Below are 20,453 nucleotides of genomic sequence, written 5' to 3' on the forward strand. Positions count from 1 at the left end.
GTTATAAAACCAAGGGCTATTGAAAAAATGTACCTCATATTTAATATTATTCTGGTTGTAAGAGGTTATAATTATCGAATCCTAATTCTTCATCAAAACTGATTTCTTCCGCTAGTAACGTCCCATTTTTGATGTCATCTTCCATCTCAATAAAGATTTTATAGTGTAGTGGAGACAAAATCTTTTTTATGGAAGCATAATATTTTTTTTCTTCTTTTACTTTCAACTTTTCATATTTCGAGTAGTTGAAATGATAAGTCTCCAGCAGTTTCTGCTTTGCAAGAGCATAAGAGACCGCAGCTTCAGACCATAGTTTTAATTGCTGATTACTCAGTAGGTAACGCGCTCTATTTTTGTAGATTTCTTCATAGATCATATCATAAGAATAGTAATTCCAGAGGTGTGATTTTAGTGAAGTGGACGAGTAATAAAGGGCGTCAGGATATTGATCTACTGGCAAATTAGGAATACTGTATTCAATAATCTTAGAATGATCTCTTACAATATTTATCTTCCCTTTAATTGAATCTTTATCTACTAAAACATAATCTAAACCAGCCTCAACTTCTTTGATATATTGAGAACCTACATAAAGTGAAGCTTTCTTATTGAGTAAAGTTATGATCTCAATTTTTGAACGGTTTACACCTTTTTTATTGAATGGATTGACATTTTCATTGACAGTAATACCGTTTGTATCTAATGGCTTGAATTGACTGACGATACACTGTTCATGAAGATCATCACTTTCTTTTTTCCATTCTTTTAACTTATAGCGGAGTATTTCACCAAAAGCAAACTCAGTGTGGAGTTCAGGACTGATGTGTGTACCATGATCAAAATTATTCCAAGACGTAATATCAATGATTTGAGCATCTCTTTGAACTGCAAAATCTAATGTTTTTCTAAAATCCTGTGTGAAATTTGTAGGAAGTGAATTCACAAAAAGATCCTTTGGTACGTAGTTATTCCTGCTGTTTTTGCCAATGTATTTTTTATCACTTTTCTTTTTTAATCTACTGTCCAGGTAGTTGGCGTAAACAGGCTGAATAAACGGAGCCTTATTTTTCTTACAAATATTAGCAATACGATTCATTTCGTTTACTCTGAATTGTTTGAAAGGAGGATAATACATCGAAGAAAAATGCTGTAATACGTTTTTAGCAAATTCCATATCTTTCACAAAATTATTGAAGTAGACTAATGAAAAAGTGCCATAGACATCTTCAAATAAGTACTTATAGTAGTTTTTGATCTCCATTAATTTTGGAGTAACTTCTTTACCTGTTTTTATTTTAGAATTGGCATTGAAATCATGGTGGATATGCTCAGGGCTTTTGACAAAAACCATAATATCTCCATTTTGATCTTTCAGCCAACGAGTGTTTCCAATTTTGTTGTCATAGATTTTACGAAGCTTATGTTTCGCTTGCTCCAAAAAAGCTGAATGATTTAATTTTGCAGGTCTTCTTATTATAATCTCAATAGAAAATTTGAAATCAATATTTCTCTTTTCAGCTACCTCCAGGTACTTATGTACTACTTCAATAAACGAATCAGTATAAGAATTAGTATTAGAGATAAAGAAAGGGAAACGGAAAGTATTAATCCCCATTTTTTTGGCCATTCTAATCTCATGAGCAAGGGCATCATCTAAGGTAAGGGGAACCCAAAGTTGTGAAACCAATGGAATGCACATCCTCAGTTTGCCATTTTTAAAATTGTCATTTCCTTCAATAATCCGCTCGTAATCGACTCCTTTAAGGTAGGTTTTATTTAAACTATAATTGTAAAAAGGGTTGCATTCGGCAATAACAGTTTTTTGTTGATTTTGAGCAATGCTTGGAACAGTAAACAATAGTAATAATGATAGAAGTGTAATAGTGTTAATCAATTTCATTTCTTAAGTTTTTTAGTAATTATTTATGGAGTAAAATTACTATGGGGAGAAATGAAAATCTTGTCCAAATGTTAATTTAAAGGGGGGTAAATATCAAAAACGAAAACTATAAAAGGGGATATGATGATATAACATAAAGAAAATGTCTATTTTTTGACACCATAAGGCACTTCACATTCCATTATAAAATGCATACCCAAAGGTGCGATTCTCATTTCTTCTTGTGAGGGAGAAATTTCAATCAACCTTTTCATCATCAAGTTTTCAAGAATGATTTCTATATCAATTCCTGAGCAGTCCAGTTCTCTGATGGCCCATTGTTCCATACCCAAAACAGGTACCCAGATTCTTGATGTTTCATATTCAATAAATGAGTGTTTTTTGAGATAATGCAAAATCTCTACTTCTTCAAGTGAAGCATCGCGAAGGATTTTCACAAGTGTAAGGTGTTGTTGGCATGGATTGCTGAATGTGACAGCATTGGCGAAAAGGATGGCCCACCGCTGTTGTTGAATTTTTAAAGATTCAAGGGCTGAGTCAGTAATAAAAGCATGAATAGTTTTCAAAGGAATTTTTCGGACAGAGATTTGATGCTCTACCAGAAACTTCCTAGCCATTGTAATAATTGTATGTGAGTTGATTTGTTGCCAGTTATCAAAAGATTGTACTTTTCTGTCGGTATCAGCAACATGTTCAAGAAATTTAAAATTATCTTGTATGCTCATTTAGTCTTTGTCGTGATTATGTTTATCTGAGAGAAAATCATTATCAAATTCCTCATTTTGGCGAATGTAATGACTAATTTTCAATAATGCCATTTCTGGCGTGCATAATCCGAAAGGAGAGACCCACCTATTTTGCATAAACTTGAAGGTCAGTGGGTGATAGAAATACTGCTGACGATCTTCATCCCAGAAAGGCATAATCATCCATTGCATATTTCCTTTTTTACAAGAAACCCACTTGAAGTTAGGATGCCTTGAGGCGTTGCCCATTACATCTACCTCATCAAATTTTATCTGACTGATGTCAATCATGTGTTCTAAATCACCAATGGCTTGATTGATTCTTGTTTCAACCACTTGCACATGGGCAAAATACGCGTTGATATATTCCGCAATCTCCTCTGGTGAGTTGGTTTTGATTTCATTAGGAATTCCTTTTTTCAGATCAAATAAGTGAGGTTTTGTAAGGAATGTTCCTTCATCAGGAAGATAAATGAGGGTAATTTGATGGTATTGACCAATAGGGAAAGAACCATAAATAGGTGCTTCCACTGCTTGAGTATAATCAAACATATTGTGCCAAAGACTTCCAAAGAATTGTTGTTCTTCTGTAGTATGACCTTTCACAAGGCAATTGCGGTTCACTTCTTTAACCATTCTTTCTAAATGAAGAACAGTTTTAAAACGTTTTGTGGATTCAAGATCTACACTGCCCCAATCATGCCACTTACTTTCCCAATCGTAAAATGCAACGTTTGGTAATCGTAGTTTATAATCAAAACATGAAGGAAGATCTAAAGTGTAACCAGGGTAATAGTACTCATGATTATTTTCTAGAGCCCAGTTCATTTCTATCAGCATAGAAATAAAACCTAACCCATCTTTTTTATAGTCATAATCATAAATTGCCATTAGACTGGAAATGGCTTTGTCGCCTACATCAAAAAATGAAGCGGCAATCAATTGATCGTTTTCCCAGAAACTTATTTGCCAGGTATTGTAAGGAAGTATATCCAACTCATCAACAGCATTGACGCCGAAATACTCGATCAAGGATTTATCTTCCTCCTCAAAACGATTGAGTCTATACTCTTTGTAAAGTTGTATGTGCTTTGGTGTGATATTCAGAGGAGTGATTTCTACATTAAATTTCCTCAATGTCTGATTGATTTTCTTCCGCTGTGATTTGGTAAACATTTGGGGGGTGAGGGCACATCGAAGTGGAAGTACTCCATTCATTTGGTCTTCAAAATACATCATTTCATATGATGCCATATTACGGGCATGTCGAAAATATCCCTCAGCTAAAAGCTCATCAATTCTAGTTGGAGTAATTTGCTCATCATCCGGAGAAATCACACCAAATGCAATATCATAATACATTGTAAGAAAAAAACAGAAATCACACTGAATTTGTTCCCTAAATTAGGCAAAGTATAGCAAGTTTGGACAAAAAACAGGATTTTTATTAAAAAAGAAGCATGATTTAAGGCGGTTTTACATAAAAACAACATTAAATCATGCTTCTTACAGTGTACAGAAAAATCAAGCAGTTAATAATAAAATCATGCCTAATAATCTGTTTTATAAATTACTTTCCCCATTCAGAAGGAGCAGATCTCCAAGATTTAAGAGATTCAATATCTTCAGATTTGATATAATCTTTTTCTAACGCTAGCTCTAACATGGCGTTGTAGTTAGAAAGAGTTACTAATGGGATACCTGCATTTTCAAAATTTTCTACAGATAAGTCAAAACCATAAGTGAAAATAGCGGCCATACCTAAAACTTCAATACCAGCTTCTTTTAATGCTTCAGAAGCTTTCAATGAACTTCCGCCTGTAGAAATCAAATCTTCGATCACTACTACTTTAGCACCTTCTTTTAATTCACCCTCGATCATGTTGGTCATACCGTGGCCTTTTGGTTTCGATCTTACATAAGCGAAAGGAAGACCTAAAGCATCAGCAATCAAAGCACCTTGAGGAATACCCGCTGTAGCTACACCTACAATTGCTTCGGCATCTTCAAATTGTTCCTGGATCTTAGCACAAAGTGCATTCTTGATATAAGTTCTTGCATGAGGATGTGATAATGACAATCTGTTGTCACAGTAAATTGGAGATTTCCAACCCGATGCCCACGTGAAAGGTGCGTTTGGACGGATTTTGATGGCATTAATTTCCAATAAAAGTGAAGCAACTTTTTTTGCAATTGTATTTTCCATGGTTATTGCTGATGTTGTATTAAAGTGAAAGGCAAACAAATGACAGCCTTTTAAATTTTTGCAAAAATAAGAGAGAAATTCGTAAAATAAATTTCTGATATTTGATTTCTGAAAAATATATGTCAATTGAGTGAAATGAGAGAGGGATTCTTACAAATATTAAAGAAGTTTTGGGGATACGATGCATTTAGACCCTTACAAGGTGATATCATTGAAAATGCCTATCAAGGTAAAGATACTTTGGCTTTACTTCCTACCGGAGGAGGAAAGTCAATCTGTTTTCAAGTGCCAGGTATTGCTAGGAAAGGAGTATGTATTGTCATTACACCGTTGATTGCTTTGATGAAGGATCAGGTAGAACAATTGACCAGAAGAGGTATTCCAGCTAAAGCACTTTATTCAGGTCTGAATACAAGAGAAATCGATATTCTGTTAGAAAATGTAGTGCAAGGCGCTGTGAAATTTCTTTATGTTTCTCCTGAACGCTTGAAAACTCCAATGTTTACGGAACGACTGAAAAGAATGTCAGTGGGGCTTTTGGTAGTAGATGAAGCACATTGTATTTCTCAGTGGGGTTTTGATTTCAGACCTCAATATTTAAAAATTAAAGAAGTTCGTGAAATTATTCCAGAGGTGCCATGTATGGCATTGACTGCTACTGCTACAGCTAAAACACAGGAAGACATCATTGAGCATCTGAATTTTCAAAAACACACCGTTTTCAAAGGAAGTTTTAATCGTCCAAACCTTTCTTTTTCAGTATTTAAGCAAGAAGATCATTTCCGTAAGCTATTAGAAATTTTAAATAAAGTACAAGGTTCTGGAATTGTTTACGTGAGAACAAGAAAGCAAGCAATGCAGTTTGCTGAGATGCTCAATAATCAGTATATCAGTGCGGATTTTTATCATGCTGGTTTACCAACAGAGGCTAGAGAATTGAAGCAGTCTGCATGGATCAAAGGTCAGGTGAGAATCATAGTTTCCACTAATGCTTTTGGGATGGGGATTGACAAACCTGATGTGAGAGTAGTGGTCAATATTGGCGCTCCAGAAAGTTTGGAAGCCTATTATCAAGAAGCGGGAAGAGGAGGCCGTGATGGAGAAAAAGCTTATGCGGTGTTATTGGGGAGTGGGAATCAGCGGAAAAAGTTATTGGAATGGGTAGAACAAAGGCATCCTTCTATTGACTTTTTACGAAGAGTATATCAATGTTTAGGCAATCATTACCGCTTGGCAGTGGGTAGTGGAGAAATGACCTCTTTTAATTTTTACATAAAGCCCTTTATTAAAAAATATGACCTGCCTCCAACAGAAACTTATTATGCTTTAAAAAGATTGGAAGAACAAGAAGTATTACTTTTCAATGAAAGTGTATTTCATGATCCTACGGTCATGATCAAATCTACTCCAGAAGATTTTTATGCATATTTAATACGTCACCCTCATTTTGAATTAATGATGAAAGGAATGTTGCGTATGTATGGTGGTGATCTCTTCAATAGTTTTGTGAAAATTGAAGAAAAAGATATTGCTTTCAAGAATGGTATTCCGTTGGATAGAGTCACTTCTATGCTTAATGAATTGCATAAATTAGAAGTGATCAACTACCAGCCTAAAAGAGATACTCCTCAAATTACTTTCATTTTGCCAAGATACTTACATAATCAGTTGCCCATTAATAAGAAATTGCTTTCACAACGTAAAAATCAAGACTATTCCAAAGCGAAATCTATGATCAATTTTATTGAGAATAGAGACAAATGTAGGAGTGTGGCACTGCGTGAGTACTTTGGGGATTATGAAGGAGAAAACTGTGGGATTTGTGATAACTGCCTACAAAAGAAAAAGACAAATCAGTGGAGCAAAGAGGTGAAATCATATGAAAATGATATTCTGGAGGTGCTCAAAGAAGACAGCTTTTCATTACATGAACTAGAAAGTACACTGCTTCCAATAGATATTGAAGGTTTTACAAAATCCTTGAATGAATTGTTTGAAAGGAAGAAAGTAAAATGGTCAGAGGATAAGAAGATTGTGTTAAATTAGTATTACTTTTTATATTTGTAGAATAAAGAACAAGCAGACTTTGTTTTAAAAGCTAACAAAACAATTTTCTATAAATTTATTTTACTGATGAAAACCAATTTAATTATTCTAATTTTTGGAATACTTTCATTTCAATCTATTGCTCAAATCAATTCTAATGCAGTTGAGGAACCTCCTTTGATAGAGAATCCTGAAGGCGGTACAAGTAGTGTACAATTGAAATATTTGGGTAGCTATACTATGGTTTACTTAAAAGGAGCTACAGATTATGATAGGAGTGCTTTATCTTGTCCAACTTACGATGTGAGTGTAAATGGCACAGGTTTAAGTTACTCAATTCCAGATGAACCTGATTGGGATAGGCTTCAACTTATTACAAGTAGTGTTTTATTCCAATTAAAGTATTCAACATACCAAGGTAATAATAATGTCAGATGGATCAGTGATACCAATCCGGATTGTAGGGATGAAGGGTATTATTATAATTGGGACTGTAGATTATGTGTTGAAAAATCTGTCTATACCACATCAAACATAAGTATTAATTTGACATTCGATAATCAAGTCAAAACTTTGAGTAAGTCAGGTATAGGGTATTCGTTATCATATTCTTACAAGGTGGTGAAATTTGAGAAAAAGCCTCAGCCTATTCAAGGTACAGGTGGTAATATTGAAGGTTTCAAAGCTCCAGATTTCTTTGATAAAACAGGAATTGATTATAAATGGATATTATATGCATCTAATGGGAATGTAAAAAAAATTACAAATCAGAAAGTATTGCTTTGTACTCAGGTTGGGTCAGATATAAATAGAGTTCAAGTTGTAGGAGGTCAATTTATTTCAGAACCTCTATATCCTCAAAGCTTCAAATTGCACGTGACTAAATAAAATTATAATCATAAACGAAGCGAATCTTCTAAGTGAGACAAACTTGCTTTTGATGCATAAATCAGAAAAAAATAGATATAAAAAGAAAGCACCAAAATATTTTGGTGCTCTCTCCTCGACAATTTCATTAACTACAACAATCTTTCTTTTACATGTATTAACGAACGATTGTGAATAAGGTTTCGAAAAATGTAAAAATTTATTGAAGTTTTTTAATTACTGCCTTATTTATGTTCTTAACGATAGCTGGACCCTCGTAAATAAAGCCCGTGTAAACCTGTACTAACTTGGCTCCAGCCTCTAATTTTTCAATAGCATCTTCTGCAGAGTGAATACCACCTACACCAATGATATCCAGTGTTTTTCCTGACTTTTCATAAAGATATTTGATTACTTCAGTAGACCTGTTTCTAACAGGAACACCACTCAAACCACCCATTCCAATTTCATCCACTCTTTCTTTTGGAGTACTCAAACCATCACGGCTGATGGTAGTGTTTGTTGCAATTACACCATCAATTTTTGTTTCTTGTACTACTTCAAGGATATCGTCCAACTGCTCGTTTGTCAAATCTGGTGCAATTTTCAGAAGAATTGGTTTAGGATTACTTTTCTCAGCATTCAAAGCTTTTAGCGTTCCCAGTAATTCTTTTAAAGGCTCTTTGTCCTGTAAAGCTCTTAAGTTAGGTGTATTTGGCGAGGAGATGTTGACAGTGAAATAATCTACATGATCAAAAAGTGCATGGAATCCTTTTTTGTAATCCTCTACGGCTTCTTCGTTAGGTGTAACTTTGTTTTTACCAATATTACCACCTACAATTACTTTTGATTTTCTTTTCTTTAAGCGGTCAACGGCAGGTTGAAGCCCTTCGTTGTTGAAGCCCATTCTGTTGATCAAGCCTTGATCTGGAGGAAGTCTGAAAATTCTTGGTTTTTCATTTCCTGGTTGTCCAACAGGAGTCAATGTCCCAATCTCGATAAACCCGAAGCCAAAGCATTCGAATTCATCAATCAGTTTTGCATCTTTATCAAAACCTGCAGCTAAACCAACAGGAGATGGGAATTTGATACCGAAAACTTCTCTCTCAAGTCTTGAATCATTGACCTTGTAAATGCCTTTCGCAATGCTTTTGGCAAAAGGTAGTGAGAAGGCAGTTTTTAAATAATTAACTGTAAAATGGTGGATTTTCTCAGGGTCTACCTGAAACAAGAAAGGTCTGACAACAGATTTGTAGAAACTCATTTCGACACAAAATTTAGACAAAAATGAAAACTTACGATCAGTTTTCGCTTAAAACGGTGCAAAGGTAGTTAGAATTATGTCCCTAATCAAACTAGCATAAGTTAATTTTGTTTGCCTAAATATTACATTGTCTGAATAATGTCTCCTGCATTTTGTCTTTTTTTCCAAGGGATATAATGTATCAAATCAAAACGTAGACACAGCATCCATGCCACTAACACAGAACTTAAACCTAGTATCCCTCCAGCAGCAACATCAATAAAGAAGTGCTGTACAAGATACATTCTTGAAATTGCCACAACGATACCATAAAGCAAACCCAATGTTATCCCTTTCCAGTTCGGGAGTAATAGCATAATAATTCCACCAATCACAAATGCTGTGGTTGTATGTCCTGAGGGTAAACTATGATGATAATGAAATGGAATGTCAAGTATTTGATTGAAACTTTCAGCACCATGTAAGGCGGCCGGACGCATTGAAAAAGTGGAACCAGCAAAAATAACTTTTTTAAACAGTGGTACTAAAATTCCATGCAAAGCTGAAGCTACAATAACCACAGGCCAAAACTCTTTTTTATAATAAAAGACCAAAAGTAAAACAGGTATCAGACAAATACCATGACCAAGGTCTGTGGTGTATTTAAAAAAATAATCCCAAAATGTTGTACGGTTTCCATTAAAAAAATGAACCATCCATGCCGTCTCATTTTCCCTTGTGATCACAGCAATCAACAATGGTACAAAAAAACTGAAAGCCGTTATCAGCAAAACATTGTAAATCTTTTTACTTTGATACATGATGTGATAAATTTTTTGGTGTTTGAAGATCTATAAGATAAAATGTATGTAAGGCATCCTTTCTAGTTTTCTTCTGTAGAAATTCTGCATTTAATATTGTAATATGAAAAGCCTTAAAAGTTTTGGAGATTGTATATTCCATGTTCATTTCTTCGATCTCTTCTAATTGATCTTCATAACAGTAGATCAACGGACGTTCATGTGGGGAGAGTTGCTTGATACGTTCCCAGTTGTATAAGTAGGAAGTGGGTTGTTCATTGTAAAATTCCATTAACCAGCTTTTTGCTAGGAGAATTGTTTTTCTCCCTTTATGGTGAGTGTTGATGTACTCGGCAGCTTCTATACTTCCTTGATAAGTGAGTACATCTTTATAAAATACTTGGTGGATGTAGAAACCAAAAATGCAAGTCGTTATTACAGCTTGAAGAGCGTATCGTTGTATTCCATCTTTAAAATATACGAGGTAGAAAATGACAGCTGCAATGATGGATAATAGTAGTCCACCCAATGAAGAGAAGCGATCGAAATAAACAAATTCGATCAATAATAAGAGGATGGCAAATAACAGGCTATACGTGATGGTACTGTATTGTATTATTTGCTGAGAAAGTTTGGACGATCTACTGTTGACAATTTCTCTTGCTGTAATAATGGAGAGAAACGGAAAAATGATATTGGTATAATGGGGGAGTTGAAAACTGGAAAGAGAAAATAAAATAAATATAACAACAAACCCGAAGAGATTGTAATATTCTTTTTCCTGCTGACCAAGTCCAGCTTTAATTTCTTTGAAAAGGGTGAAGTATCCAATCAACGCCCAAGGAGCAAAAGCCCAAAGCAAAGTATGGAGAAAGAAAAAAGGATCTCCATTGCCCTTTATTGGTCCTGAATTAAAAAAACGACCAAATTGACTGTCCCATAAGAAAAATTGTATGCCTGATACATTTTGAGTATCAAAAATAATTTTCTCGGGGTGCATGTCAAATTGTATGTATAATGCAATAAGTTCAGGAGCAATAAATACTGAAGTTAGTAATAAAGTAATAGCCCATCTTTTTTTTATTAAACATTTCACTTTTTGATTTAAAAGAGCATGGCCAATCAATGCGGAATAAATAATGATTAGTATAAAAATACCTTTGGTCATGATAGCAAATGCAGTAAAAAGGGATGCCAAAACTATGTTTTTAAGACTTCCTTTTTCAAAAAGTAAATAAGTATAATATGCAGCGCCCATTAATACACCAATTAAGATAGCTTCAGCCCTTACATCATTGTTTGAGAGGATGATATGTAATGCTGTTCCAGTCAGTAAAACACTCCATTGTGCTACCTGTTTATTGTATTGTCGAACAGCGATTTGATAGGTGTAATAAAGTCCTAGGCAGAAGAAAAGGAAAGATGGTAATTTATAGGCGAAGCTATTAATGCCGAATAATTTCATACTTAATGCACAAACCCAAAATGGGAAGTGGGGCTTGTCGAGCCAATCTTTATCATATACTATAAGATGTATGATATCGTTTGAATTGACGATGTATTTGGAAATACAAGCATAAAGTGCTGAATCAATATTAAAAATGGGATGGAAAAGTCCTACACCATTAACTATAAGAAGAAGTACTAATAGAAACAGGAAGTTTTTAGCACTTAAATTTGTATGTTGATTCATTTTTACTGACATCAATTTATTCACTAAGCAATTTGTTGTTTAGCAAATTTATCAATGTCCTTTCAACAGAAAATGAAGGGGTTGTCAACTTTTTTTCAACCCTTTTTCTCCAAAATGAATAAAGTGAGTCCTTGTTGTCTAATGCCCTATAGAGATAATTTAAGGCTTAAACTACACTTCTAGAAAGAGATGAATTGGATGTGAATACAAGGTAAAGAAATGTACTTTTTAACTTTCAATAAGGTAAACTACATTTTATGAATTTCAATGAATTATCAACTATTTTAAAACTCTTTTTTGTTCATGTCTTTGAATTCACGAAATTTGCCAACTGAAAAATTAAAAAGCATGGAACAAAATATTAAATTACCTCAAATCGACCTGGCAAATTACCAGTATGAATTGCCTACTGAAAGAATTGCAAAGCATCCTCATTCCCCAAGAGATGAGTCGAAACTTATGCTTTACAAAGGTGGAAATATTGAGCATAAAATATTCAAAGAAATTGTCAATGAGTTTGATGAATCTTACTCTTTGTTTTTTAATAATACAAAGGTTTTACCTGCAAGACTTTACTTTAAAAAGGAAACAGGAGCTCAAATTGAAGTTTTCTTGCTGAACCCTGTAGCTCCAACAAAAGACATTTCTGCCGCAATGTTGGCGGGAAGCGGTACTGTTTGGGAGTGTGCTATTGGTAACTTCAAACGTTGGAAAGACCAAAAGTTAGAAGCCGCCGTAGAAGTAGACGGAAAAATTGAGAAATTGACAGTAAGTCATGAAGATCGTTCAAAAAGATATGTGAAGTTTGAATGGGAAAATGATGCACTGAAGTTTGTTGATATTATTTCAGCGGCAGGAAATACACCTCTTCCTCCTTATATTAAAAGAGAAGCAACTGAAGAAGATAAAGATACTTATCAGACGGTTTATTCTAAAAACGAAGGAGCTGTAGCGGCCCCAACTGCTGGGTTACATTTTACAGAGGATGTATTAAAGCAATTGGCAGATAAGGGTGTGAAAGAGGAAGAAGTGACATTGCATGTAAGTGCGGGTACTTTTAAACCTATTTCATCTGATGTGGTAACGGATCATGACATGCACAATGAGCAGATCATTGTCACAAAAGAAAATATAAAGGCGTTAATCGAAGCCGAAAAAGTAGCTTGTGTGGGTACAACTTCCATGAGAACTTTGGAAAGTACGTATTGGTTTGGTGTTCGTTTATTGGAAAATATGGAAGCTGATTTTGATATTAAAAAATTAGAGCCTTATGAGAAAGCCAATCAAGAGTTACCATCAAGAAAGGAGGCTTTTCAAGCAGTCTTGGATTTAATGGAAAATAAAGGTGTGGATACATTGAGTGGTGAAACTTCTATTTTTATTATGCCAGGGTATACATTCAGGGTCATTGATGCTTTGGTAACGAATTTCCACTTGCCAAGTACTACGCTCGTATTGTTAATAGCAGCATTTATTGGTGAAGACTGGAGAAAAGTATATGATGCAGCTTTGAATAACGATTATCGTTTCTTGAGTTATGGTGATTCTTCTTTATTATTTAGAAGTTAAGTTGTAATTACAAAAAATATTTAAGAATCAATTTTGCTTAGTACTTAATTAAAATATATAGCGAATAAAAAAGCCGACCTCTTGATGAAAGAGGTCGGCTTTTTAGTGTAAGAGAATTGACAATTCCTAGATACCTGTGTAGTTATAAGGAGTGATTTTCTTCAATTCTTCTTTGATATTTTCTGATACATCTAAACCGCTAATGAAAACAGAAATACTTTCCGCAGTAATTTTTTCATTCTTACGCGTTAAGTCTTTCAACATTTCGTAAGGGTTAGGAATACCTTCTCTTCTTAATACTGTTTGAATTGCTTCAGCAACTACTGCCCAGTTGTCTTCCAAATCTGCTTGAAGTTGATCCGCATTTAACTCTAACTTGTTCAAACCTTTTTGAAGCGACTGTAAAGCAATAAGGATATGTCCTAAAGGTACACCAATGTTTCTCAATACAGTTGAGTCAGTAAGGTCTCTTTGTAGTCTTGAGATTGGTAATTTCACTGCCAAGTGTTCTAAAATAGCAGAAGCAATACCTAAGTTACCTTCAGCGTTTTCAAAGTCGATTGGGTTTACTTTATGAGGCATTGCAGAAGAACCTACTTCGTTCTTATTGATTTTTTGCTTGAAGTAACGCATTGAAACGTACTGCCAAATATCTCTCGATAAATCAATTAAGATGGTGTTGATTCTTTTGAAACCGTCAAATAAAGCAGCAAGGTTGTCGTAGTTTTCAATTTGTGTAGTGAATTGAGAACGATCTAAACCTAATTGCTCGTTGACAAAATCATTACCAAATTCTACCCAGTCAATAGTAGGGTATGCTACGTGGTGAGCATTGAAGTTACCTGTTGCTCCACCAAATTTAGCAGAATAAGGAATTTGCTTTAATGCTTCCAATTGCTTTTTAGCTCTGTAGCTAAATACTTTGAATTCTTTACCCAAACGTGAAGGAGAAGCTGGCTGACCGTGAGTTAATGCAAGAATAGGTTGCTTTTCCCACTCATTTGCCAATACGTCAATCATTGAGATTACTTCTTCAATCATTGGGATTACAACATCCTCGTTTGCTTTCTTTAAAGAAAGAGGAATTGCAGTGTTGTTTACATCTTGAGAAGTTAAACCGAAGTGAACAAATTCTTTTTGCTCTTTGATGCCTAAATCGTCAAATTTCTCTTTGATGAAATACTCAACTGATTTTACATCATGGTTTGTTACTTTCTCAAACTCCTTTACTTTTTCAGCGTCTTCTAAGCTGAATTCTTGATAGATTTTTCTGATTGGAGCGTATAAAGATTTATCAAAACCTTCTAGTTGTGGAAGTGGTGACTCACATAAAGCAATGAAGTATTCAATTTCTACCCAAACTCTATATCTTATCAACGCATATTCAGAGAAATATTCTGATAAAGATGAGGTTTTACTTCTGTATCTGCCATCAATAGGTGATACCGCACTTAGTTGATTTAGCTCCATTTTTGTTATAGGAAAATTGTGAAAAACTTTTCAAGTCGCAAATATAATCACTTGATCATTATTCTTGATAAATATTTGATAGAATTTTTCATCACATTCTCATCAATGATTTTTTACGATTAGGATGCTCTTTTACTCAGAAGAAGAACTAGATCTTTCCACTGGCTTTAAGTCTTTCGAAGCCCAATTAATCAATGCGCCACACAGTGCAGAAAGCCCGCCTGTAAATCCACCAATCAAGGCACTGATGATACCAATAAAATCATTGGAAGGAAGTTGGAACATTTCAGCCACTCTATGGCTTAATTCTGATCCTGTGTAAATCTGAATCATTGCAGCATAAACACCCCAAAGAAGGCCAATACTGATAAAACCCGTAAGGAAAATAGGGAGAAAGTTTTGCTTTTGCTTTAATACACCTAAGGCAAAACAAGGAAACACAACAATCCACCAAGGGAAAAACAATTGTAATAAACTGCTCCCGATGGCAATGCTTGCTCCATAAATTATATAATTGTTATACATTTTCTTTTTCTATTCTTTCAGACTTAAGTAATTGCTCTGGAGGTGTTTTGAGGTAATCTTCTTTTTTGAAAAAGTCTACTTTAAATAATTCTCCTTTTTCAAACTTAGGAACCATATTGTCATAATAGGGGCTGCCTGCATTGCCTGATTGTCCTCCAGGAATGACTTGATAGGCACTCGGCCCATCAGGTGTCATCTCTACTAGCATTCTAAAACTAGGCCCGTGCTTTTCTTTCGTAGCATTGACAATACCTTTATAACCTCCATTTTGAAGATGCTCTACGTTAAAACCAGGCAAACGGCCAAGGTGCTGTACCATGGTGTTTTTATAATTGGCCCAAGTCAGATCTAAAGTTGGGTTTTTAGTATTCCATTCTTCTACCTTTTGACAGGCAGCCATAAATGCTTCAGTAATGACGTCATCTATACTTTCCTTCTTAGCAGTTTCTAATTCATCAATAAAAATAAGGTTAGGTTTGTGCTGTAATAAGTAAAAAGTATTGGCTCTTGTTGGTATAGCATATTCTTTTGAAGGGTGGTTGTGGAATTCATCCCAAATAATTTCACTGACAGCTTTAGCCCATTCCTCAAAATAAATAGATGTACTATTTTCTGGCGAATAGAAATAATCCCATCCTTGCAAGCTCGAAAATACACTTCTTTGACTTTCTGTTAAATCTGCAGTTTTTAGGTGCTCAAGCATGAAGCTCAAATTCTCTTCAGCAAATAAGCTGTAATTATCATTCATCATACTTGATAATTCCTCTATCGACAAATCTTCAGCACTATCTAATAGTTGATGAATACGTCTGTTTCTGTAATATTCAAAATATTGCCCATAGTGGTAATAAGGGTAGTTGTTATTGGCAGGATGTTCGTTTGCTGAACTCACATAACCAATTTCAGGGTTGATTACTCTTATATTATGTTCGTTAGGAATAAAGCCTTGCCATTTGGTGTCTAAACGAGTACCATCCAATACAAACTTTCCTTGGTTTTTCCATCGGTTGGGAAACTTTCCTTGGATATTCATAGCGATAGTACTGTCTTTGGAAATAAAAGCAAAGTTTAATGCCGGTCCAGAGAAATAACTTAACCCCTTATCAAACTCTTTATAATCTTTCGCATTGTTTATAAGAAAAAGTGATCTTAATTCTCTAGAGGCATCATGAGCAGTCCAACGAAGTGCATAACCTTCTTTTTGATCTGAATTACCAAAGCTCTGGTCATAAACAATAGGTCCCCAGCGTGTGTATCGAACCGTATCTAATAAAGGCTCTTTATCTCTAATTTTAATTTCCTCAATCCTTAAATCTGCTTTAGACCAGTAATTATCAATTAAATAATGTGTTCTTGATTTATCTTGAAATAAGATCTTGTACCAGTCTCTATCATCTCTTCTTGCACTTGTTACACCCCAAGCAATGTTTTCATTAAAACCGACAACAATACAAGGGATACCTGGAATTGACATACCCATCACGTTAGCTTCAGGGTGAGTAAGCTGATTAGAAAACCAAATTGAAGGCATTGTTAAACTAAGGTGAGGGTCATTACACAAAATGGGGTTGCCACTTTTAGTTTTTGAACCGCTCACGGCCCAGTTGTTACTGCCATTATCAGGGTCCTCTTTTTCAACAGCGTGTTTTCTTAGCCCAGAAAGCAGGTTGATATTTTGAGGAGCTTGAACTTCTATCACTTCAAGATTGTCCCAAATAGAGTCATTATTGGCAATAGGTTCTTGAAAAGGTAAGATTTCTGGAAATAAAAGGTCAAAGTTCTTCTTGCCAAGATGTTGTAATGAGTTTGTATTCTCAAAATCATAATCCGGGCCGGATAGAGAGTATTGAATGAACTTGAAAATCAATGCAGTTTTTAGAGGAGTCCACTTTTCAGGTTTATAATTGAAAAATTTATATTCTACTGGGTAGTCAGCATAGGATAACTGTTCAATATATGCATTGACGCCGTTAGTGTAAGCATTCAATACAGACATCATTTTTTTATCATTTTTGATACTCTTGATAAATTTTTCGGCTCCATATTGCAACCCTTGTCTTCGCATGCCTCTGTCATATTTGACTGTGATATTGCCAAATACTTCAGAAAGTCTTCCCGCAGCTGCCATTGCTTGAAAATCCATCTGCCAAAGTCTATGTCTTGCCGTTACATATCCTTGTAAGTAGTACAGATCATGTTCATTTTCAGAGTAGATATGAGGTATTAGTAAAGAGTCATAATAAATAACTCCATCAGAAATCATCTTGGGTAATTTAATGAACTCTGGAAGTTTTTCATTCTTTACCTCATTTTGCCAAAAACCCTGAAAAGGATCAAGGAACCTTCCCAACGGTGGTATATTATTAATTTTTGAGTCTAAAGCGACGATACAAAAAAAAGTAAAAGCTGAAATAATGCCTGCTATAGAGGATCTCATTGTATTTAGATTACTAAAATGTAAAAAGTAGAGTAAAAATACATATTCTTCTACTTGTTACAAACCTGAATGAATACTGAATTGTATTTACGGTTGAAATTCAGAAAAATAGTGATGGATTGTCTGAAAGAGTTTTTCTTGATCTTCCACAAGAACTGCAATTTGTGCTTTTTGAAGTGCTTTTGGTGAGTTATACCCCCAACCTACAGCAATCATTGGTATTTGAGCAATATTACAAGCTTCTGCATCTCTAACTTCATCACCCACATAAAGTAAATGATCACCATATTTCTGTTTTAAAACACTTAGTTTTTTATGTTTTCCAAATAGTTTTGAAGAAGAATGAATAGTAGAAATAGCCTTGTTTAACTTTTCTTTTTCCAATATCTTTTGAATGGTTTTGGTAGCATTTGAACTCAAAATCTGAATGTCATACCCTTCTTGGTATAAACGTAAAATTTGGTTTTTTAGAGCTGGAAAAAGTGGAATAGCAGACTTTTTTAAGTACAATCTATATTTCATCTCTAGTACAAACAAAGGAAGTAACCATTTTTTGAGTTTGATTTTATGCAGAATTTCTTTAGCAGGCAAGTCTTTATAGACACTTAATCTATTTTCAGATAAGTCTAATTTATACCGAGGACCAATCTTCTGAATGATACTTTCTACAAGTGGGAGAGTATCTGCAATTGTACCATCAAAATCAAAAAGAATAGTTTTTTTAAACATCAAAAAAAGTTTATTCATACTAAAAGAGTGACTAAAATTAATACAAAAATCATTTTATGTAGCCATATTGCAAACCGCAATTTGAGGATTACAGAATTTTATGAATAAAAAATATATTGATATTAAATTAATAGGGTTAAGCCTAGCAATTATTCCCTTGTTTTTCATCGACATAAGCATAGGCTCTTCGAATATTTCAATATCAGATATTATGAAAACCTTTTTTGGTGGAGAGCAGGAGGATAGTACAGCAACCATACTTTGGTTGATTAGAGTGCCAAAAGCGTTGGTGGCGGTGTTGGTAGGAATAGCATTATCCATAAGTGGTTTATTGATGCAAGCATTATTTAGAAATCCAATGGCAGGGCCTTCTGTTTTAGGTATTAATTCAGGTGCATCACTTGGGGTTGCCTTGGTTTCTTTGTCTTCTGGAATTGGACTAGGAATCAATTCTATTTCCTATTTAGAGAATTTTGGTATTTGGCTCACGGTTTTTGCTTCTTCTGCCGGAGCGGCAATTGTAATGTTTATTGTATTATTGGTTGCACACAAAGTCAATGATAATGTTGCATTGCTGATTGTAGGAATGATGTTGGGGGCATTGACTGCGTCATTAGTAGGAATTGCACAGTATTTCAGTCATCCAGATCAGCTTCAGGAGTATATCTTATGGACTTTCGGGAGTTTGGGAGGTATTGTTTATGAGCAAATTATCATACTCACCGTCTTTGTTGTAGTAGGTTTTATTATTGCCTTAACACTTTGCAGATCTATGAACCTTATGCTTTTGGGAGAACAATATGCAAAGAGCATGGGACTGTCTGTTCAACGATATAGAATTTTAAGTATCCTATCTGCAAGCTTATTAGCAGGTGGTGTTACCGGCTTTTGTGGTCCCATTGGTTTTGTGGGTATAGCAGCGCCTCATATTGCAAGAGTTGTCGCTAAATCTTCAGATCATTTTAAACTATTACCTCTCAGTGCAGTTATTGGAGCATTGGGAATGTTAATTTGTGATACGATTTCTCATTGGAGTGATTCAGGAGTGGTTATTCCAATCAATTCCATTACATCTCTTATCGGTGCTCCAATAGTGATTATAGCCATGTTAAAAGGAAGAAAATAATGAATGAAAGTGTTTTATCAACTAGAAATCTGATTACTGGCTATCAGGATAAAGGTGTAGCTCCGAAAGTAGTGGGGAAGTACGGTGAACTTCATCTCAGAAGAGGAGAATTCAATGTCTTGATTGGAGTGAATGGTGTTGGGAAATCTACACTATTGAAGACACTTTCAGGTGAAATTATTCCATTGGAAGGTGAAGTGACAATCAATGGTCAAGTGTTAAATGAATTGAGCAACACACAACGCTCTTTGTTGATTAGTTTTGTTTTTTCTAATACTTCAATCGTAGGGAAATTAACTGTTTTTGAAACCGTATTAATGGGAAGGTATCCCTATGTCAATTGGTGGGGAAAGCTAAAGGAAGAAGATCATAGAATTGCTTTAGACGCTTTGAAAGATGTTGGAGCAGATCATCTTAAAGAACGTTATATTAATACATTGTCAGATGGTGAAAGACAGAAAGTGATGATTGCGAGAGCAATTGCACAGAACACAGATGTAATCTTTTTAGATGAGCCCTCAGCACATTTAGATTTGATCAATAGAATTGAAATATTCCAGCTTTTAAAAAGTATTGCCCGAAAAAAGCAAAAAGCAATTTTACTAAGTACGCATGAAATCGAAATGTCACTGCAAGTGGCTGATAACCTATGGATTTTGTATGACAAAGAAGTTAAAATAGGATCACCTTCAGAAATAGTGGCGACCAATTTTATCAATCAAACGTTCTCATCTCCTTCAATTGCTTTTAATGCTAAAAGCGGTGTTTTCAACTTCTGTGCATCTGAACGGTTGTTTTCTTTTAAAATTTCATTATCACAAGAAGTTGAAAATTATAAAGGACCAATTGATCCGGTAATATACCTTGAATGGGAATTGAAAAAGATGATCTCTGAAGGTGCATATATAGATGGAAATCCTCAATTTGATATTATTTTGAGGGGAATGGAAAAAGAAGAGGCGTTACATTGGGAAGTGAATTTTGATGGTAAAAAATACACTTATGATTTATCTAAATGTAGTCTATTCAGTGAGTTAATGAAATTATATCAGCTGGATTGAAATTATATTTATTAATTATTGTGGTTTTGACTCCT

16 protein-coding genes are annotated in these 20,453 nt (G+C 34.6%); 5 read left to right on the top strand and 11 right to left on the bottom strand.

The window, feature by feature from the left end; all coding sequences use genetic code 11:
- Positions 1-46: 46 nt before the first annotated feature.
- The 4 genes from AVL50_RS28445 to pyrE all read right to left on the bottom strand — a co-directional run bounded on the left by AVL50_RS28445 (position 47) and on the right by pyrE (position 4,852).
- A complete protein-coding gene (locus AVL50_RS28445) occupies positions 47-1,900 on the bottom strand; it encodes a hypothetical protein (protein WP_062620767.1) in 1,854 nt (617 codons plus the stop codon).
- A 146-nt stretch (positions 1,901-2,046) separates the two neighbouring features.
- On the bottom strand, positions 2,047-2,625 hold the full coding sequence (locus tag AVL50_RS28450) for a hypothetical protein (RefSeq protein WP_062620768.1): 579 nt from the start codon (positions 2,623-2,625) through the stop codon (positions 2,047-2,049).
- A complete protein-coding gene (locus AVL50_RS28455; protein WP_062620770.1) occupies positions 2,626-4,008 on the bottom strand; it encodes a hypothetical protein in 1,383 nt (460 codons plus the stop codon).
- Positions 4,009-4,216: 208 nt separating this feature from the next.
- Positions 4,217-4,852, bottom strand: coding sequence for an orotate phosphoribosyltransferase (gene pyrE / locus AVL50_RS28460; protein ID WP_044200907.1), 636 nt, complete (start codon positions 4,850-4,852; stop codon positions 4,217-4,219).
- 135 nt (positions 4,853-4,987) lie between these two features.
- On the opposite strand from pyrE, the gene AVL50_RS28465 reads away from it, so the two are divergent.
- The gene (locus tag AVL50_RS28465; RefSeq protein WP_062620772.1) at positions 4,988-6,898 is read left to right on the top strand and encodes an ATP-dependent DNA helicase RecQ; all 1,911 of its coding nucleotides are present in this window, start codon (positions 4,988-4,990) and stop codon (positions 6,896-6,898) included.
- Positions 6,899-6,985: 87 nt separating this feature from the next.
- Complete coding sequence (locus AVL50_RS28470) at positions 6,986-7,786, top strand: hypothetical protein (RefSeq protein WP_062620774.1); 801 nt, start codon at positions 6,986-6,988, stop codon at positions 7,784-7,786.
- A gap of 199 nt (positions 7,787-7,985) precedes the next feature.
- On the opposite strand, the gene AVL50_RS28475 is transcribed toward AVL50_RS28470, so the two are convergent.
- The 3 genes from AVL50_RS28475 to AVL50_RS28485 form a co-directional block, all read right to left on the bottom strand.
- A complete protein-coding gene (locus AVL50_RS28475; protein ID WP_062620775.1) occupies positions 7,986-9,029 on the bottom strand; it encodes a quinone-dependent dihydroorotate dehydrogenase in 1,044 nt (347 codons plus the stop codon).
- 122 nt (positions 9,030-9,151) lie between these two features.
- Positions 9,152-9,829, bottom strand: coding sequence for a phosphatase PAP2 family protein (locus tag AVL50_RS28480; protein ID WP_062620777.1), 678 nt, complete (start codon positions 9,827-9,829; stop codon positions 9,152-9,154).
- A complete protein-coding gene (locus AVL50_RS28485; RefSeq protein ID WP_063850989.1) occupies positions 9,816-11,501 on the bottom strand; it encodes a glycosyltransferase family 39 protein in 1,686 nt (561 codons plus the stop codon). Before AVL50_RS28485 ends, AVL50_RS28480 begins: the two co-directional genes overlap by 14 nt.
- Before the next feature lie 348 nt (positions 11,502-11,849).
- On the opposite strand from AVL50_RS28485, the gene AVL50_RS28490 reads away from it, so the two are divergent.
- Positions 11,850-13,070 (top strand): S-adenosylmethionine:tRNA ribosyltransferase-isomerase, encoded by a 1,221-nt coding sequence (locus tag AVL50_RS28490; protein ID WP_062621075.1) that lies wholly within the window; start codon positions 11,850-11,852, stop codon positions 13,068-13,070.
- Between the two features lie 126 nt (positions 13,071-13,196).
- Here AVL50_RS28490 and purB read toward each other — a convergent pair whose 3' ends face one another.
- The 4 genes from purB to AVL50_RS28510 all read right to left on the bottom strand — a co-directional run bounded on the left by purB (position 13,197) and on the right by AVL50_RS28510 (position 18,231).
- Positions 13,197-14,540 (bottom strand): adenylosuccinate lyase, encoded by a 1,344-nt coding sequence (purB, locus tag AVL50_RS28495; RefSeq protein WP_062620780.1) that lies wholly within the window; start codon positions 14,538-14,540, stop codon positions 13,197-13,199.
- Between the two features lie 132 nt (positions 14,541-14,672).
- Positions 14,673-15,065: a hypothetical protein gene (locus AVL50_RS28500; RefSeq protein ID WP_062620781.1), complete on the bottom strand. Its 393-nt coding sequence runs from the start codon at positions 15,063-15,065 to the stop codon at positions 14,673-14,675.
- Complete coding sequence (locus AVL50_RS28505) at positions 15,058-17,502, bottom strand: penicillin acylase family protein (protein ID WP_062620783.1); 2,445 nt, start codon at positions 17,500-17,502, stop codon at positions 15,058-15,060. Before AVL50_RS28505 ends, AVL50_RS28500 begins: the two co-directional genes overlap by 8 nt.
- 87 nt (positions 17,503-17,589) lie before the next feature.
- Positions 17,590-18,231, bottom strand: a complete 642-nt coding sequence (locus tag AVL50_RS28510) for an HAD hydrolase-like protein (RefSeq protein WP_062620785.1) — start codon at positions 18,229-18,231, stop codon at positions 17,590-17,592.
- Between the two features lie 100 nt (positions 18,232-18,331).
- On the opposite strand from AVL50_RS28510, the gene AVL50_RS28515 reads away from it, so the two are divergent.
- The gene (locus AVL50_RS28515) at positions 18,332-19,357 is read left to right on the top strand and encodes an iron ABC transporter permease (protein ID WP_062620787.1); all 1,026 of its coding nucleotides are present in this window, start codon (positions 18,332-18,334) and stop codon (positions 19,355-19,357) included.
- Entirely contained in the window at positions 19,357-20,418 is a 1,062-nt protein-coding gene (locus AVL50_RS28520; RefSeq protein ID WP_062620788.1) for an ABC transporter ATP-binding protein, read from the top strand. The genes AVL50_RS28515 and AVL50_RS28520 overlap by 1 nt, the downstream gene beginning before the upstream one ends.
- The last annotated feature ends 35 nt before the right edge of the window (positions 20,419-20,453 follow it).

This window comes from Flammeovirga sp. SJP92 (assembly GCF_001583495.1).
Taxonomy (GTDB): Bacteria; Bacteroidota; Bacteroidia; order Cytophagales; family Flammeovirgaceae; genus Flammeovirga.

Excerpts from the sequence above, each read along its gene's own strand:
- AVL50_RS28515 (WP_062620787.1), top strand. The coding sequence starts at position 18,332 with ATGAATAAAAAATATATTGATATTAAATTAATAGGGTTAAGCCTAGCA.
- AVL50_RS28450 (WP_062620768.1), bottom strand. The coding sequence starts at position 2,625 with ATGAGCATACAAGATAATTTTAAATTTCTTGAACATGTTGCTGATACC.
- AVL50_RS28465 (WP_062620772.1), top strand. The coding sequence starts at position 4,988 with ATGAGAGAGGGATTCTTACAAATATTAAAGAAGTTTTGGGGATACGAT.
- AVL50_RS28505 (WP_062620783.1), bottom strand. The coding sequence starts at position 17,502 with ATGAGATCCTCTATAGCAGGCATTATTTCAGCTTTTACTTTTTTTTGT.
- AVL50_RS28485 (WP_063850989.1), bottom strand. The coding sequence starts at position 11,501 with ATGAATCAACATACAAATTTAAGTGCTAAAAACTTCCTGTTTCTATTA.
- pyrE (WP_044200907.1), bottom strand. The coding sequence starts at position 4,852 with ATGGAAAATACAATTGCAAAAAAAGTTGCTTCACTTTTATTGGAAATT.
- AVL50_RS28500 (WP_062620781.1), bottom strand. The coding sequence starts at position 15,065 with ATGTATAACAATTATATAATTTATGGAGCAAGCATTGCCATCGGGAGC.
- AVL50_RS28490 (WP_062621075.1), top strand. The coding sequence starts at position 11,850 with ATGGAACAAAATATTAAATTACCTCAAATCGACCTGGCAAATTACCAG.
- AVL50_RS28510 (WP_062620785.1), bottom strand. The coding sequence starts at position 18,231 with ATGTTTAAAAAAACTATTCTTTTTGATTTTGATGGTACAATTGCAGAT.
- AVL50_RS28470 (WP_062620774.1), top strand. The coding sequence starts at position 6,986 with ATGAAAACCAATTTAATTATTCTAATTTTTGGAATACTTTCATTTCAA.
- purB (WP_062620780.1), bottom strand. The coding sequence starts at position 14,540 with ATGGAGCTAAATCAACTAAGTGCGGTATCACCTATTGATGGCAGATAC.
- AVL50_RS28475 (WP_062620775.1), bottom strand. The coding sequence starts at position 9,029 with ATGAGTTTCTACAAATCTGTTGTCAGACCTTTCTTGTTTCAGGTAGAC.
- AVL50_RS28520 (WP_062620788.1), top strand. The coding sequence starts at position 19,357 with ATGAATGAAAGTGTTTTATCAACTAGAAATCTGATTACTGGCTATCAG.
- AVL50_RS28455 (WP_062620770.1), bottom strand. The coding sequence starts at position 4,008 with ATGTATTATGATATTGCATTTGGTGTGATTTCTCCGGATGATGAGCAA.
- AVL50_RS28480 (WP_062620777.1), bottom strand. The coding sequence starts at position 9,829 with ATGTATCAAAGTAAAAAGATTTACAATGTTTTGCTGATAACGGCTTTC.
- AVL50_RS28445 (WP_062620767.1), bottom strand. The coding sequence starts at position 1,900 with ATGAAATTGATTAACACTATTACACTTCTATCATTATTACTATTGTTT.